The sequence below is a fragment of the Nocardia testacea NBRC 100365 genome (assembly GCF_000308775.1).
Lineage (GTDB): Bacteria > Actinomycetota > Actinomycetes > Mycobacteriales > Mycobacteriaceae > Nocardia > Nocardia testacea.
The window spans coordinates 16,335-32,256 of sequence record NZ_BAGJ01000168.1; the positions used below are offsets into that span (position 1 = coordinate 16,335).

14 protein-coding genes are annotated in these 15,922 nt (G+C 69.0%); 8 read left to right on the forward strand and 6 right to left on the reverse strand.

Annotation, left to right across the window (positions count from 1 at the left end):
* Nucleotides 1-17 precede the first annotated feature (17 nt).
* Entirely contained in the window at nucleotides 18-476 is a 459-nt protein-coding gene (locus tag ON38_RS22505; RefSeq protein ID WP_051165071.1) for a VOC family protein, read from the forward strand.
* Nucleotides 477-551: 75 nt separating this feature from the next.
* On the opposite strand, the gene ON38_RS22510 is transcribed toward ON38_RS22505, so the two are convergent.
* Nucleotides 552-1,058, reverse strand: a complete 507-nt coding sequence (locus ON38_RS22510; RefSeq protein WP_039826914.1) for a DUF2505 domain-containing protein — start codon at nucleotides 1,056-1,058, stop codon at nucleotides 552-554.
* A gap of 160 nt (nucleotides 1,059-1,218) precedes the next feature.
* Between ON38_RS22510 and ON38_RS22515 the strand changes: the two genes are divergently transcribed.
* The 4 genes from ON38_RS22515 to ON38_RS22530 all read left to right on the forward strand — a co-directional run bounded on the left by ON38_RS22515 (nucleotide 1,219) and on the right by ON38_RS22530 (nucleotide 8,001).
* The gene (locus ON38_RS22515; RefSeq protein WP_245564159.1) at nucleotides 1,219-1,782 is read left to right on the forward strand and encodes a DUF3592 domain-containing protein; all 564 of its coding nucleotides are present in this window, start codon (nucleotides 1,219-1,221) and stop codon (nucleotides 1,780-1,782) included.
* A gap of 4 nt (nucleotides 1,783-1,786) precedes the next feature.
* The gene (locus tag ON38_RS22520) at nucleotides 1,787-2,929 is read left to right on the forward strand and encodes a glycosyltransferase family 4 protein (protein WP_083873018.1); all 1,143 of its coding nucleotides are present in this window, start codon (nucleotides 1,787-1,789) and stop codon (nucleotides 2,927-2,929) included.
* Nucleotides 2,930-2,970: 41 nt separating this feature from the next.
* A complete protein-coding gene (locus ON38_RS22525) occupies nucleotides 2,971-3,678 on the forward strand; it encodes a demethylmenaquinone methyltransferase (protein ID WP_039826916.1) in 708 nt (235 codons plus the stop codon).
* A gap of 123 nt (nucleotides 3,679-3,801) precedes the next feature.
* The gene (locus ON38_RS22530) at nucleotides 3,802-8,001 is read left to right on the forward strand and encodes a bifunctional nitrate reductase/sulfite reductase flavoprotein subunit alpha (protein WP_039826917.1); all 4,200 of its coding nucleotides are present in this window, start codon (nucleotides 3,802-3,804) and stop codon (nucleotides 7,999-8,001) included.
* A gap of 9 nt (nucleotides 8,002-8,010) precedes the next feature.
* Here the strand turns inward: ON38_RS22530 and ON38_RS22535 are convergent, their stop codons facing one another.
* Complete coding sequence (locus ON38_RS22535) at nucleotides 8,011-9,045, reverse strand: aldo/keto reductase (protein ID WP_039826918.1); 1,035 nt, start codon at nucleotides 9,043-9,045, stop codon at nucleotides 8,011-8,013.
* 82 nt (nucleotides 9,046-9,127) lie between these two features.
* Here ON38_RS22535 and ON38_RS22540 point away from each other — a divergent pair, with 82 nt between their 5' ends.
* The gene (locus tag ON38_RS22540) at nucleotides 9,128-9,811 is read left to right on the forward strand and encodes a TetR/AcrR family transcriptional regulator (RefSeq protein ID WP_083873019.1); all 684 of its coding nucleotides are present in this window, start codon (nucleotides 9,128-9,130) and stop codon (nucleotides 9,809-9,811) included.
* Here ON38_RS22540 and ON38_RS22545 read toward each other — a convergent pair.
* The 4 genes from ON38_RS22545 to ON38_RS22560 form a co-directional block, all read right to left on the reverse strand.
* A complete protein-coding gene (locus tag ON38_RS22545; protein WP_039826919.1) occupies nucleotides 9,771-10,355 on the reverse strand; it encodes a TIGR03086 family metal-binding protein in 585 nt (194 codons plus the stop codon). The genes ON38_RS22540 and ON38_RS22545 overlap by 41 nt on opposite strands.
* A 167-nt stretch (nucleotides 10,356-10,522) precedes the next feature.
* Nucleotides 10,523-12,160 carry a 2-succinyl-5-enolpyruvyl-6-hydroxy-3-cyclohexene-1-carboxylic-acid synthase gene (menD, locus tag ON38_RS22550; protein WP_039826920.1) on the reverse strand — a complete coding sequence of 546 codons (1,638 nt, stop codon included), beginning with the start codon at nucleotides 12,158-12,160 and terminating at the stop codon, nucleotides 10,523-10,525.
* 277 nt (nucleotides 12,161-12,437) lie between these two features.
* On the reverse strand, nucleotides 12,438-12,884 hold the full coding sequence (locus ON38_RS22555; protein WP_039826921.1) for a DUF6918 family protein: 447 nt from the start codon (nucleotides 12,882-12,884) through the stop codon (nucleotides 12,438-12,440).
* Between the two features lie 269 nt (nucleotides 12,885-13,153).
* Nucleotides 13,154-13,810 (reverse strand): PaaI family thioesterase, encoded by a 657-nt coding sequence (locus ON38_RS22560; RefSeq protein WP_051165065.1) that lies wholly within the window; start codon nucleotides 13,808-13,810, stop codon nucleotides 13,154-13,156.
* 106 nt (nucleotides 13,811-13,916) lie between these two features.
* Between ON38_RS22560 and ON38_RS22565 the strand changes: the two genes are divergently transcribed.
* Together ON38_RS22565 and ON38_RS22570 are read left to right on the forward strand one after the other, a co-directional pair.
* Nucleotides 13,917-14,810, forward strand: a complete 894-nt coding sequence (locus ON38_RS22565; RefSeq protein WP_039826922.1) for a 1,4-dihydroxy-2-naphthoyl-CoA synthase — start codon at nucleotides 13,917-13,919, stop codon at nucleotides 14,808-14,810.
* Nucleotides 14,811-15,477: 667 nt separating this feature from the next.
* Nucleotides 15,478-15,861: a VOC family protein gene (locus ON38_RS22570; RefSeq protein WP_039826924.1), complete on the forward strand. Its 384-nt coding sequence runs from the start codon at nucleotides 15,478-15,480 to the stop codon at nucleotides 15,859-15,861.
* Nucleotides 15,862-15,922 lie beyond the last annotated feature (61 nt).

The following is a 15,922-nucleotide window of genomic DNA, read 5'->3' on the forward strand; positions in this document are numbered from 1 at the left end:
CTCGGACCATGCCTCCGATCATTTCGAATATCTCGCTGGTCACCGTGTACGTGACCGATCAGACAGCCGCCAAGAACTGGTACATCGACACCCTGGGCTTTGTGGAGACCGCCGATATCCAGATGGGGGACAACGGTTTCCGCTGGGTGACCGTCGCGCACCCCGATCACCGGGAACTCGAGGTCACACTGATGCTGCCCGGACCGCCTTTGGACGAGAACCTCGCCGATGCGATCAGCCGATCGCTCGCCAATGGCAGCCACGGCTCGCTGGGGCTGAATACTCAGGACTGTCGCAAGGCCTATGCGGAACTCACCGCGAAGGGCGTCGATTTCGTCCAGCCCCCATCGGAACGGCCCTACGGTGTGGAAGCGGTGCTCCGGGACAATTCGGGGAACTGGCTGGTGCTGGTCGAGCCGAAGGAGTTCGATCCCACGGCCGCCGCGGCGGAGGACGCTCCCTGCGCCGCATCCTGATCCCGGGCGAGCCGCCGTGCTCGAACGCCGGGGTATGTCCGGGGCCGCGCGCTGCCGCGCGGCCCCGGAGAGCTGTCAGACCTGGGCGCGATCTTCGAACCATTTGATGATGTATTTGCGTTCGCTTTCGGCGACCCGCCGCTGCAACTGCTCGGCGAGCGGTTCGATGGCCCCGCCGACCAGCGGGACCTTGACCTTCACCGAACCGGAGATCACCACCTCCGAACCCTCGGCGGTAGGGCGCAGTTCATAGGTGCCCTTCATCTCCGAGGAGATGGCCGAGGAGGTGCCCTCGAAGGTGCCCGCGGCAGTCGTCCCGTCGAGGGTCTGCCAATTATCGATGCGGGTGACGATCAGTTCGCTCTTGAGCACCTTGCGCACGATGCCGGGGATCTTGTCCTGCCGGATCGTCTCGCTCATCTGGATCCGGGCGGTGCCCGGGCCACCGGGGTGCGACAGATCGAGGGTGGCCGTCGGTGCGCCGGCGAACCGGTCTCGCCACAGTTCTTCTCCGGTGAGCGCGGCGTGCAGATCGGACACCGGGATCGGATAGGACAACGTGAAGCCGAATTTTCGGGCCATGAGCGCTCACCCTAGCCGACCCCGCTAGCCTGTTGCGGTGCCGGAAACCAGCCGCCGCGGACCGCGCGACCCCGGTAACCCGGGCGACGATGGTTGCGTCGGCGCAGCCGCCCCGGCCGCGAACGATTCCGGAGGAGGCAGCGTGCCCCAGCAGGCAGAAATGGTCGCGCCGCCGGTCGCGGCCCCGGAACCCGGGGTCGAACCGGTACGTGCGGCGCCCCCGGCCGCCCGGTCCGCGCGGGCCGAGCGCCTGCGCAAAGTATGCGTCGGCGTGGTGATCACCGCGGTGTCGGTGAGCGTGCTGGTGGTGCTGCTGTTCCTGGCGGCCTGGCGCAACGACTACCTGATCGAATCCGACAAGGGCGAAACCACCGGCGAGGTGCTGTCGGCCGGCCGCCTCCGTTCGGCGGTGATGTACGTGACACCTGACGGCGTCACCCACAATCCCAAGGTCGGGGTGCTGTACCCGACCAACCTGACCGCCGGTGAGCGGATCAATGTCGAATACAACCGCGCCGATCCCGACCTGGTCCGGGTCGCGGGCCGCGATGTCCGCGTCGCTGTCCTGCCGGCACTGTCGGTCCTGGCCGTGACCTGGGCCCTCACTCTGCCGACGCTGTGGCTGCTGATGCGGGCGGCGACCGGTTCGATGAGTGTTCGCCCGATCTTCGATCCCGCGTCATATCGGCCACGCGTCCCGGGGGACCGCGGCCGCTCAGACTGAGCGAGTGCGCGTAGCCATCGTTGCGGAGTCGTTTCTGCCGAATATGAACGGCGTCGTGAACTCGGTGCTGCGGGTGCTGGATCATCTGCATCGGCATGGGCACGACGCCCTCGTCATCGCGCCCGATACGCTGCGCGGACAGCCGCCCGCGCCCCGGCACCACGGCAGGTTCCCGGTGCACCGCGTCCCGGCGGTGATGGTGCCGAGGATCAGTTCGCTGCCGGTGGGCCTGCCACAGCCGGGCATGGTCGGCGTACTGAACGATTTCGACCCCGATGTGGTGCATCTGGCCTCACCGTTCCTGCTCGGGGCGGGCGGGATGGCCGCGGCGCTGCGGCTGGACCTGCCCGCGGTGGCGGTGTACCAGACCGATGTGGCGGGTTTCGCGAAGAGTTACGGGCTGGGTCTGGCGGCCCGTGCCGCCTGGGGCTGGACCCGGCGGATCCACGAGGGCGCGGTCCGGACGCTGGCGCCGTCGAGCGCGGCGGTGGAGGACCTGGCCCGGCACGGGATCCCCCGGGTACACACCTGGGGTCGCGGCGTCGATACCGTGCGGTTCACCCCGGTCGCACGTAGCGCGGAGCTGCGCGGGCAGTGGCTGGGCGGCAGCCGGAAACTGCTGGTCGGTTTCGTCGGCCGGCTGGCCCCGGAAAAGCATGTGGATCGGCTGTCGGTACTGGCCCACGACCCGTCGGTGCAGCTGGTGATCGTGGGCGACGGCCCGGAGCGGCAGAAACTCGCCGGTCTGCTGCCCGGCGCGATCTTCACCGGCGAACTCGGCGGCGACGAGCTCGCCCGCGCCTACGCGAGCCTCGACGTGATGGTGCATCCGGGTGAGCACGAGACCTTCTGCCAGGGCGTGCAGGAAGCGCTGGCCTCCGGGGTTCCGGTCGTCGGTCCCGACGCCGGCGGCCCGCGTGACCTGATCGCGCACTGCCGCAACGGCTATCTGCTCCCGGTGCCCGATTTCACCGAACTGTTGCCCGGCACCGTCGCGGCGCTACGTGATGGGCAGCTGCGCGAGCGGTTCGCCGGGGCGGCCCGCAAATCGGTGCTGCACCGCACCTGGCCCGCCATCTGCGCCGAGCTCATGGACCATTACGCCGAGGCGATCGGCACCGGATACCGGATGTCCCGCTCGGCGTGACCCGACGCGGCGGATCGGTCCTCGCCCATTAGGGTCGAGATGTGGTGAAAACACAATCGGTCCGGGCCTCGCTGGACAAACAACCGCACGAGGTCGCGTCGATGTTCGACGGGGTGGCGCGACGATACGACCTGACCAACACCGTCATCTCGGCCGGCCAGGACCGCTACTGGCGCCGGCTGACCCGTAAGGCCATCGATCCGCGCCCCGGCGAGCAAGTGCTCGACCTGGCCGCCGGCACCGGGGTGTCCACCGTGGAACTGGGCCGCTCCGGCGCGTGGTGCGTGGCCGCCGATTTCTCGCAGGGCATGCTGGCCGCCGGCCGTTTCCGGAAGGTGCCGATGGTCGCCGGAGATGCCATGGCGCTGCCCTTCGCCGACAATTCCTTCGACGCGGTGACCATCTCGTTCGGGCTGCGCAACGTGGCCGATACCGATCTCGCGCTGCGGGAGATGCTGCGGGTGACCAAACCCGGCGGCCGGCTGGTCATCTGTGAGTTCTCCACCCCGATCGTTCCGGGGTTCAAGACCCTGTACATGGAGTACCTCATGAAGGCGCTGCCGCGGGTGGCCCGGGCGGTGAGCAGTAATCCGGACGCCTACGTCTACCTGGCCGAATCCATCCGGGCCTGGCCGAACCAGCGGCAGCTGGGCCGCCGGGTGGCCGATGCGGGGTGGTCCGGGGTGAAATGGCGGAATCTGACCGGCGGCGTGGTCGCACTGCACCGGGGCTACAAACTCGGCGGCTGAACGGCTCGGTCTCGGGCGGGTTCATCTACCTCACAGCTGTGATTTCCGCCGGTGAAGTGGAATGTCATCCGCCGATAACACCGGGCAAACCCGAGGAAATCGGCCGCGGGGACGATCGGATGCATGTCCGAGGTGAGCAATAAACGGCGGCCGGACACGACCCGAACGGCGTGCTCCTACTGCGGGGTCGGCTGCGGCATCGAGGTCACCACCTCGGTGGACGGTACCGGCGCGCCGGTGATCGCCGAGGTCAGCGGTGACAAACTGCATCCGGCGAATGCCGGACGGTTGTGCACCAAGGGTGCGACCCACCTGGAGTTGATGCGGGCGCCGGGCCGGATGTCGACCGCCTATCTGCGGCCCGAACGCGGCGTGGCGCCGCAGCCGGTCGAGGTGGACGAGGCGGTCCGCGAGACCGCGGCGCGGTTGCGCCGGATTCTGGCCGAGCACGGCCCCGACGCCATTGCGCTCTACGTCTCCGGGCAGATGTCGCTGGAGGCCCAGTATCTGGCCACGAAACTCGCCAAAGGTCACCTGCGCACGATCCATCTGGAGGCGAACTCCCGGCTGTGTATGGCCAGTGCGGGCACCGGCTACAAACAGTCGCTGGGCGCCGACGGGCCGCCGGGTTCCTACGACGATTTCGAACACGCCGACCTCTTCTTCGTAATCGGCGCGAATATGGCCGACTGCCATCCCATCCTTTTCCTGCGCATGGCGGACCGGCTCAAAGCGGGTGCGAAATTGATCGTGGTGGATCCGCGGCGCACCGATACCGCCACCCGCGCCGATCTGTTCCTGCAGATCGCCCCCGGCACGGATCTGGCCCTGCTCAACGGTCTGCTGTATCTGCTGGTCGAAGCCGGGGATATCGATGCGGAATTCATCGCCGAGCACACCGAGGGCTGGGATGCCATGCCCGAGTTCCTCGCCGGATACCCACCGGAGAAAGTGTCGGAGCTGACCGGTCTGGCCGAGGCGGATATCCGTACCGCCGCGCGCTGGATCGGTGAGGCCGGGGAATGGATGAGCCTGTGGACCATGGGGCTCAACCAATCGACCCACGGCACCTGGAATACCAACGCACTGTGTAATTTGCACCTGGCCACGGGCGCCATCTGCCGTCCGGGTAGCGGTCCGTTCTCGCTCACCGGACAGCCGAATGCCATGGGCGGCCGCGAGATGGGCTACATGGGTCCCGGCCTACCCGGGCAGCGGAGTCTGCTGAACCCCGCCGACCGCGCCTTCGTCGAGGACGCCTGGGAGTTGCCCCCGGGAACACTACGCACCCAGGCGGGACCCGGCACCATCGAGATGTTCCGCGAGCTCGCCGCGGGCACCATCAAGGCGGCCTGGATCATCTGCACCAACCCGGTGGCGACCGTGGCGAACCGGAAGACGGTGATCGCCGGCCTGGAAGCGGCGGAACTGGTGATCACGCAGGACGCCTACACCGAAACCGCAACCAATACCTACGCCGATATCATGCTGCCGGCCACACTGTGGGCCGAGTCGGACGCGGTGATGGTGAATTCGGAGCGCAATGTCACCCTGCTGCGGAGTTCGGTGCCACCGGCCGGCGCGGCCCGGCCGGACTGGCAGTTGATCGCGCAGGTGGCCACCGCCATGGGATTCCCCGGCTTCGAATACGCGTCGAGTGCCGAGGTGTTCGACGAACTGCGCCGTTTCGCCAATCCGGCCACCGGCTACGACCTGAGCGGGATGAGTTACGACACCCTGCGGGAAGGCCCGATGCAGTGGCCGTGCCCCGACCCGGCCCGGCGCCGCAACCCCATTCGCTACCTGAACGACGGTACGAGCGGGCCGCGCTACACCGACGCCGGAGGCCACGAGCCCCGGCTGGCGTTCGCCACGCCGAGCCGGCGCGCCGTCTTCTGGCCACGCCCGCATATGCCGCCCGCCGAAATGCCCGACGACGATTACCCGTTCCTGCTCAATACCGGCCGGTTACAGCATCAATGGCATTCGATGACCAAGACCGGCCGCGTCGGCAAACTCAACAAGCTCAACGGCCAACCGTTCGTGGAGGTCCATCCCGACGACGCCCGCGGCCTCGGACTGGAGCCGGGGGATGAACTGGAGATCACCTCGCGGCGCGGGCGCGCGGTACTGCCCGCCCGGGTCGGTGACCGGGTGCGGCCGGGCGGCTGCTTCGCGCCCTTCCACTGGAACGACGAACAGGGCGAATACCTGACCATCAACGCGGTGACCCACGACGCGGTCGATTCCGATTCGCTGCAACCGGAATTCAAGGCCTGTGCGGTCGCCTTGCGCCGGGTCGCACCGATGAAGCGGGCGGACGGGCCGGGAACAGTGGGCAGCGCAGCGGAATCCCCCGCGACCGTCCATCCCCTGGCGGCGATGCTCGGCCTCGATACCGCGAGCACTCCGACGCTGAGCGAAACCGAGCGGATCTACCTGGGTGGTTATCTCGCCGCGCTGCAGTCGCTGCCGGTCGCCGGGCAACCGGTCCTGCCCGTGTCGGCGCCGTTGTCGGAGCACAGCCGGCTGTGGGTGGACGGACTGCTGGCCGGTATGTACTCGCGCGGAGTGCCGGTGGATCCGGCGCACAGCGCACCGGCGGCGCCGGGCCGGACCATAACGGTGCTGTGGGCCTCCCAGACCGGTAACGCCGAGGATTTCGCCGCGACCGCCGCCGCACGGCTCACCGAATCCGGGCTCCGTCCGCGACTGCTCGATATGAACTCCTGCGAGCTCGAGGTGCTGACCGGGGACGTGCTGGTCATCACCAGCACCTTCGGCGACGGCGGCCCGCCGGACAACGGGGCCGACTTCTGGACCCGGCTCGCCGCGAGCGCTGTCCGGCTCACCGGTATGCGGTACGCGGTGTTCGCGCTCGGCGACTCCTCCTACGACGATTTCTGCGGTCACGGCCGCAAACTCGACACCCTGTTCGCCGACCACGGCGCGACCCGGCTGCTACCGCGCCAGGACTGTGAACCCGATTTCGGAGAGGCGGGCGCGCACTGGCTGGACGCGGTGATCGCCGTGCTGTCCGAACCGCGCGGATCCGATTCCGCTGCCGGTGGCGGTGGCGGTGGCGGCGGTGGCGGTGGAACCCCCCACGAAGCCGCCGGCGGCGCCACCGCGGTCGGTGTCCTGGAACGGATCGCTCCCGCACCACTACCGGTGCGGCAGGCGGCGCCCACCACATTCACCCGCACCGCACCGGTCTACGCGCCCCTGCTGGAGAACGAGGTACTGACCACACCGGACGCCGCGAAGGAGGTCCGGCGGATCAGCTTCGACCTGACCGGGCTGGACGCCCGGTACGAGGTGGGCGATTCGCTCGGGGTGCGCTCGACGAACTGTCCGTCACTGATCGGGGAATGGCTGGCGGCGACCGGTCTGGACGGCCGGCGCACCGTCCCCGCCGACGATACCGAGATCTCACTGGAGCAGGCCCTGCGCACTCGCTACGACATCACCAAGGTTTCACGCGATCTGCTGGAGTTCGTGGCCGGGCACAACCCGAGCAACCGGCTCGCCAAGCTGCTACGCCGCGACAACCGTAACGAACTGGCCTCCTATCTGTGGGACCGCCAGCTGGTGGATGTGCTGCGGGACTTCCCGGTCCGGGCCGATCTGGTGGAATGGCTGGACGTGCTGAAAAAACTGCAGCCGCGCCAGTATTCGATCTCGTCGAGTCCGTTGACGAGCCCCGGCCGGGTGGACCTGACCGTGGGTGTCGTGCGCTATGGCGACCCGGCGGCGGCGGGCTCGGCGGCCCGGCGCGGCGGCGTGTGCTCGACCTTCCTCGCCGACCGGGCCGCGGATGCGGCGGTACCGATATTCCTCCAGCGCGCACCACATTTCCGGCCCCCGCTGGACCCCACCGTCCCGATTATCATGGTCGGCCCGGGCACCGGCATCGCCCCTTTCCGCGGTTTCCTGCACGAACGGCGCGCGCTGGGAGCGACGGGACGCAATTGGTTGTTCTTCGGCGATCAGCACGCGGCGCAGAATTTCTACTACCGGGCCGAGTTGGAGGACATGTTCCGCACCGGCCACCTGTCCCGGTTGGATCTGGCCTTCTCCCGGGATCAGCGGGAACGGATCTACGTGCAGCACCGCATGATCGAGCACGGCGCCGAATTGTGGTCGTGGCTGCGCGACGGCGCCCACTTCTATGTCTGCGGCGACGCCGCGCGGATGGCCGCGGATGTGGACGAGGCACTGCTGCGAATCGCCCGCGTCCACGGCAAACTCGACGAGGACGGCGCGCTGGCCTTCAAGAAGCAGCTCACTGCCGAGAAGCGTTACGTCCGGGACGTGTACTGACGACCGGGTTCAGGCGGCGGGCGGGTTGAGCCGGGCGAAATCGGGCAGGCGGTAGTACGGGTAATAGGGGTAGGGCGGCGTGAGCGCGCTGGCCTTGTTCAGCCGGGCCAGCTGGTCGGCGGTGAGTTCCCAGCCGACGGCGCCCAGGTTCTGGCGCAACTGTTCCTCGTTACGCGCACCGACAATGACGGTGCCGACGGTGGGCCGGGTGAGCAGCCAGTTCAGCGCGATCTGCGGTACCGATCGGCCGGTCTCGGCGGCGACCTGGTCCAGCGCGTCGACCACGTCGTAGAGGTGTTCGGTATCCACCGGCGGGCCCGCCTCGGCCGTTTTGTGCAGCCTGCTGCCCGCGGGTAGCGGTTGTCCCCGCCGGATCCGGCCGGTGAGCCGGCCCCAGCCGAGCGGGCTCCACACCACCGCACCGACCCCTTCGGCCAGGCCCAGCGGCATGAGCTCCCATTCGTAGTCCCGGCCGGCCAGCGAGTAGTACACCTGATGGGCGATATAGCGGGGCAGGCCGTGACGGTCGGCGGCGGCCAGCGATTTCATCAGCTGCCAGCCGGCGAAGTTGGAGGCGCCCAGATAGCGGATCTTGCCCGCGCGGACCAGCTCGTCGAGTGCGTGCAATACCTCCTCGACCGGCGTGTGGGCGTCGAATGCGTGCAGCTGGAAGAGATCGATGTGATCCACACCGAGCCGTTTCAGCGAAGCCTCCACCGCGGCGATCAGGCGTCCACGACCCGTTCCGGCGTCGAAGGGGCCCGGGCCGGTGGGCAGTCCGGCCTTCGTGGACAGCAGCAGCCGATCGCGCCGGCCGCGGATCGCGGCGCCCAGCACCTCCTCGGACGCGCCGTCGGAGTAGACATCGGCTGTATCGAACATCGTCACGCCCGCGTCGAGGCTGATGTCGACGAGCCGGCGCGCCTGGTCGATATCGGTGTCTCCCCAGGCGCCGAACAGTTCGCCGCGTCCGCCGAAGGTTCCCGCGCCGAAGCTCAGCGCGGGGACGACCAGACCCGAGGCACCCAACCGCCGGTATTCCATCTCGACTCCTAAAGGGTCTATGGTTTCGTTAACGAGTTCGAACATACACCTTTGGTGCAATTAATGAAACTGGAGTCCCGTTATGAATGCTGAGATGGCCGCCCCCGGCTCGGTGCGCCCCGGCGGCCGTACCGCGCGCGTCCGCGCCGCGGTACTGCAGGTCGCCGGCGACCTGCTGGCCGAACACGGTTTTGCCCGGCTCGACCTCGCCGAGGTCGCCGCGCGCGCCGACGTCGGCAAGACGACCGTGTACCGCCGCTGGCGCACGCCGACCGGGCTCATCGCCGATCTCCTGGTGGATATGGCCGAACAGTCGCTTCCGCGCGCCGATACCGGCTCCCTGGTCGGCGATCTGACCGCCAATGCCCGCCTGGTCGCGAAAACCCTCGCCGATCCCCGGCAGGGCCGCCTGTTCCGCGCCGTGATCGCCGCCGCGACCTGCGACGAGAGCACCGCCGTGGCCCTGCGCCGGTTCTACGACGTCCGGCTCGCCGAATGGTCGCCGTGTATCACCGACGCGGTCGCCCGCGGCGAGGTCCCGGCCGGAACCGACCCACGCGCGGTCCTCACCGCCGTCTCCGGCCCGCTCTACTACCGGTTGCTGGCCAGCGGCGACCCTATCGACGACCATGCCGCCCGGACAGCGGCCGCATCCGCGGCGAGCGCGGCCGCGGCCGGGATGTTCGGGCCGGCAGGGGACCGACCGATCGTCGCCGGGCGGCCCCTCACCGCGCCCGGGGAATCCAGAACGGATCGCGTCCGGTGAGCCCCAGCACCCGGTGCAGAGCCGGAGCTCCGGGTCCGACCGGTACCACCGGGCCGAAGAGTCCGGGCGTGCCCTCCGGCGGCGTGTCCTTCAGGAACTCCAGCAGCGTCGCGAGGTCGGTATCGGAAACCTCGACGTCGCGACCGGTGGCCCGCGCCAGATCCCAGGAGTGGATGACCAATTCGTCCAGCGCCACACGCGCCGTGACCCCCGCGGGCATGGTCACGCCACCGGCCTCTGTCTCGCCTTCCCAGGCCGCGGGTTCCTGCCAGGCTTCGGCGAGCGCCTTCAACTGCGCGGGTATGCGGGCGCGCCAATCCGGTGCCAAGGCCGCGTCGGAATCGAATTGCGGCGCCGCCGATCCGCCGACTGCCTCCTTGGTCGCGGCCGCGCGGAACGCCTCGGCCAGGCCACCGACATGTTCCAGGATCGCGCGAACCGGAAGATCGGCGGGAGTACGGGTGTCGAGTTGCTCGTCGCCGATCGTGGCGACGATATCGGCGAGCGCGGCGGCCGCCTGCGACAGATCGAATTCGGGTTGCATCGGTGCTCCTAGGGTCGGTGGATCCACCTGTACCGACGAGCCCGGCGGGCGGAATTCACCGGCCACGCCGCAAACGATGCCCGGTGGCCACCGGCCGGGCGCACACCCGACCGAACCGGGATCGGAACCAGCAGCTACGGACGCCGGCGGCCGCGGCGGCTGCTGCGCTACGCCCGAGCGCCCACATTCGTGCGGACCGCAGTGTGCAGATCACGCAACCCGGCACGATCGGTGATCACCTCGAGCACGCGGAACCCGTTCGCCGGCCCGGAGAGCTCGGTCGCCAGTTCGTCCAGCCCGACCTGCCGGTGCGGGATCCGGTAGGCCGCGCACAGGGCCGACAGATCCATTCCGTGCGGGGTGCCGAACACCCGCTCGAAAACCCCGGCGTACTGCGGATCGCCCTGTTCGAGGAGTTCGAAGATGCCGCCCCCGTCGTCGTTGGCGACCACGATGGTCAGATCGTCCGGACGGGGTTCCCCGCGCCCGATCAGCAGACCGGAGGCGTCGTGCAGGAAGGTGAGATCCCCGATCAACGCAACCGTGCGACCCGAATGGTGCAGTGCCGCACCCACCGCCGAGGACACCGTACCGTCGATCCCGGCGACACCCCGGTTGGACAGCACCCGGACCCCGGGCCGCGGTGTGGATACCAGCGCGGCGTCGCGCACCGGATTCGATGCCCCCAAGAGCAGTTGATCGCCCTCGCGCAGCGCGTCCATCACCACCGCGGCCACATGCAGGCCGGTGGGTTTCGGATGCCGCGACAGCTCCTCGCGCACCACCGAACGGGCCCGCTGGTCCAGATCGCGGCACCGGGCCAGCCACTGCGGATCGGGCGTGCCGGTCGTCACCGCGCGGGTACCGGTACCGACCACATTGCCCGAGACATCGGGCCAGCGCGGACCGGTGGTCAGCGCGTACACGGTGACCTCGGGATCGGCCAGCACCCGGGACACCTGCCGGTGCAGCGTCGGCCGGCCGGTGATGATCGCCTGACGGGGCTTCAGCAGCGGCAGGGCCAGCGGGTGCAGGGCCGGACCGTGCACCGGCGCGGTGGGTTCGGCGACCGTCGGCAATGCCGCCAGTTCGGTGCGCAGACCGGCACCGTGCCCGGAGATCACCACGGTATCGGGGGTGAGGTCGATTTCGAGCGGGACATCGAGGGTGGCGTACTGCGTTGCCGTCCAGGGCTGCTCGGTGCCGCGCCCGGCCGGGATGTTCTCGCCCTCCCGTAAATCCGGCACCAGCGGTTCGCGCAGCGGGATATCGAAGTGCACCGGTCCGGCATTGCCCGATCGGGTCCCGCGCGCGGCGGCGAGCACCCGGCACACCGAGGAGCGCCAGACGCTGTTCTGCGTCGGATAATCGGGGGCCGGCTCGGCTTCGGCGAGCCCGAGACTGATGGTCGCGCGGACCTGGCTGCCGAACAGACCGAGCTGTTCGACGGTCTGGTTGGCGCCGGTACCCAGCATTTCGTACGGCCGGTTGGCGCTGAGCACGATCAGCGGGATCCGAGCGTAATTGGCCTCCAATACGGCGGGCCCCAGATTGGCCACCGCGGTCCCCGAGGTCATCACCACCGGAACCGGGGCGCCCGAGGCGACGGCCAGGCCGATGGCCAGGAATCCGGCGGTCCGCTCGTCGACCCGCATATGCAACCGGAGCCGTCCGGCGGCGTCGGCGGCCTGGAGAGCGAACGCCAGCGGAGCGTTACGCGAGCCGGGGCACAGCACGACTTCCCGCACCCCACCGCGTGCGAGTTCGTCGACGACCACCCGCGCCTGCGCTGTTGACGGATTCACGCCTCCAGACTGTCAGACCACGCACGCCGCGTCTGCGTCGCCCTGCTCACACCACCGAGTCACGGCCGAACCCGGATGGCAGGAACGAGCCAGGCCCGGAGGCGGCAGCGGAGCCTGACCACGCAGGGCACTCGCTCATCCCGATCGACCCCGGCGGCTGCGCGCCGCTCGGCGCGCAGGCCGGATATCGAAAGACCCCCCGAAACTCCCCCGTCGGGGACCTCGTCGTCGAGGTCCCCCGGGTGCCGCGCGCACGCGCGGCCGTATCACACGTCGGTCAGCCGGCGTGCTTCTGCACCAGGTCGCCGACCCGGGGCAGCGCCTCGATGACATTCTTCTTGGCCGAGGAACGCATCGAGTTGTACACCTTCTGCAGGGCCGGGCGGCTGGAGCTCGCGGCGCGCGCATCGGTGACGGTCAGCAGGGACTCGGCGACCTCGTCACCCTTGGCGCTCAGCAGCTCACCGAAGGTGCCGGTGCCACCGGCCTGGAACTCGCTCCAGTACGGCTGAAGCTGCTCGAGCAGCTTGGGCGCCAGCGATTCCAGGGCGTCGGGCACGATGGACGGGCTGATCTTCTTCACCGCCGCGTACCCACCCTTCACGGCCAGACCCGACGCACCACCCTTATCGGAGACCTCGGCGTCCAGGACCTGGACGGCGTCGGCGAGGAAGGCCGGGCGCGTAGCCTCGTCAAGCAGTGATTCAGACAGTGCTGCAACCAATTTAAGGATCCTCCGGATCAGTACTCGTATGGACGGGCAACGCAACTATACGCATCACCCGCAGGAGTACTTTGCGCCCCGCATGGGTAAGCAACAGACGGAGATAGGGCCTCCGCAACCACGGAAGTGTTACGGGCCCGCGCCTTTCGGCCCCACCCTGCCCGTCGCACCGGGCGCGACCAGCAAGATCAGCCCGGCGACTCGTCACACACGGGAAGCGGAAGGCCCCGGCCCGGATACCGTTGTGGCGGTATCGCCGGGACGCCCGATCAGGGCTGCCAGGGCAGTAGTTGAACCATCAGCCCTTCACTGTCGGCCAGCACGGTGCCTTCCTCGTCGACCAGTTCGGCGCTGATGAAGGTTTTGCGGCCCTCGATGCGCTCGACCCGGCCGCGTACGGTCAGCGGAGTATCGAGGGGAGTCACCTTGCGGTAGTTCACGTGCAGGAAGGCGGTCCGGCTGATCGGACGCCCGGCGTAGTGCACGGTCATCCCGAACAGGTCGTCGAACAGCAGTGGGAGGACACCGCCGTGCGCGGCGGAATTCCCGCCGAGATGGAAACGCCGGAACACACCCTGCATCACGATGCCGTCGGGTCCGGCCGAGACCGTACGCCAGGGCAGCAGGAGCAGACTGCCGCGCCCGGGCAGTTCGATGGCCCGGCCGGCCGGACCCTGCTGCTCCGGGGCCCGGTACGGGCCGAGCAGATCGATCAGCGCGTTCACCTGGTCGCGCGCCGCCCCATACACCTCGGCGGGAGCGTCCGCGGAGACGGCGAGGTCCTGGAGCGTGCGCATGGCCTCGACGAATTCGCCGAATTCCGGGCCCACCCGGGCCGGGGTGACCTTGGGGAACCCGCCGTGCCGCTCGTACCGATCCTCGTCGACAGCGCTGTCGTCGATCGTCGGTTGGGTCTGCTCGCTCATATACGCACCGTAACCCCCGGTTATACGGTGTCCAAACATTTCGGCTCGGATGTGGTGAACTCAACGGCCCGCCGGCGGCCCCGCCGGGCCTGATGTAATCACCCTCATGACGTTCAATCCGACGCTGTGGCGCGAAGTGGCCGGGTTCGAGAACCTGACCGACATCACCTACCACCGCCACATCGAACAGGGCACCGTCCGGATCGCCTTCGACCGCCCCGAAGTGCGCAACGCCTTCCGCCCGCACACGGTCGACGAACTCTTCAGCGTGCTCGAGCACGCCCGCACGACCGCCGATGTCGGCGCCGTCCTGCTCACCGGCAACGGCCCCAGCCCCAAGGACGGCGGCTGGGCGTTCTGTTCCGGCGGCGACCAGCGCATCCGCGGCCGCAGCGGCTACCAGTACGCCAGCGGCGACACCGCCGACACCGTGGACAAGGCGCGCGCCGGCCGCCTGCACATCCTCGAGGTCCAGCGACTCATCCGGTTCATGCCCAAGATCGTGATCGCCCTGGTCAACGGCTGGGCCGCGGGCGGCGGCCACAGCCTGCACGTCGTCTGCGACCTCACCCTCGCCAGCCGTGAACACGCGCGCTTCAAACAGACCGACGCCGACGTCGGCAGCTTCGACGGCGGCTACGGCAGCGCCTACCTCGCCAAACTGGTCGGCCAGAAATTCGCCCGCGAGATCTTCTTCCTCGGCCGCACCTACACCGCCGAGGACATGCACGCCATGGGGGCGGTCAACGAGGTGGTGGACCACGCGGAACTGGAGAACGTCGCCCTGGAATGGGCCGAGGCCATCAACGGAAAGTCCCCCCAGGCTCAGCGCATGCTCAAATACGCTTTCAACCTCGCCGACGACGGCCTGGTGGGCCAGCAGCTGTTCGCCGGAGAAGCGACGCGGATGGCGTACATGACCGACGAGGCGATCGAAGGCCGCGACTCCTTCCTGGAAAAGCGCGCCCCCGACTGGACCCCCTACCCCTGGTATTTCTGAGTTCATTGGCCCCGCCTCCGGCGGGGCGGGGTCGAGGCCCCCGGAGGTCCCGCCGTTCAGGCCTCGAGACTTGCGATGTGCGGTGGGCCGTCCATAGAGTGCGGCCATTGAGCACCTTCGGCCAAGGGCAGGACGGGCCTAGACCCTTTGTGGGCCTCGTAAAACTCGGCACCGAGAAAGCGCTGCTGTTCGTGAAAGCGATCAGACGCCAGGTCGGCCGGGGCGGTCGAGTCGGCATCCGACCCGGACCTCGAATGCTCACGCAACCCGCATGTGTCGAGTTTTACGAGACACCTGAAAGGGTTGAGGCCCGTCTCGCCGTTTCGGCCTCGAAAGCGCCCGCGCGAAGCGCAAGTCTCGAGGCCGAAACGGCGAGACCAAGGGGGCCTCAACCCCGCGCGCCGGAGGCGCGCAAATAAACACAGCACCTTCACGAGCGAGCCCACATACCCACCTTCGCGGTCGGCTCCGCATTCACGGTCCGGCCCCGCGGCCACCACACCCCGGCCCCGCGCTCATCACCGTCCAACCACACGCCCCAGCCCCGCGGCCACCACACCCCGACCCCGCGCCCCGGCCCACACCGCCTCCCAGCACCGGCCCCCCGTAATCCCACGCAGCGCAAATCGGACACAACATCGCCTCAACACCCCTAGACTTTCCTGCGATGGACATCCTCAGCAGCCGAATCATCCTGCGGCCCCGGGACTACGCGACCACCCTGGCGTTCTACCGTGACGCCCTCGGCCTGGCGATCTACCGCGAATACCCGGGCGGCACGGTTTTCTTCGCCGGGCAGTCGTTGATCGAGGTGGCCGGGCACGGGGCGACCGAGTCCGATCCGGCCGGGTTCGCCGGGGCGATCTGGTTGCAGGTGCGTGATGTGGCGGCGGTGGCGGTGGAGTTGACGATCAAAGGGGTGGCGATCGACCGGGCGCCGGTGACCGAGCCGTGGGGCCTGATGGAGATGTGGGTGAAGGACCCGGACGGGGTGCCGATCGTGCTGGTCGAGGTGCCGGAGGACCATCCGATCCGGCGCGACACCCGCTGACCCGGGGTGGGCGCGAGTTTTCTGCCGGGTTGCCAACCCCCGGCCCCCCGGGCGACGATAC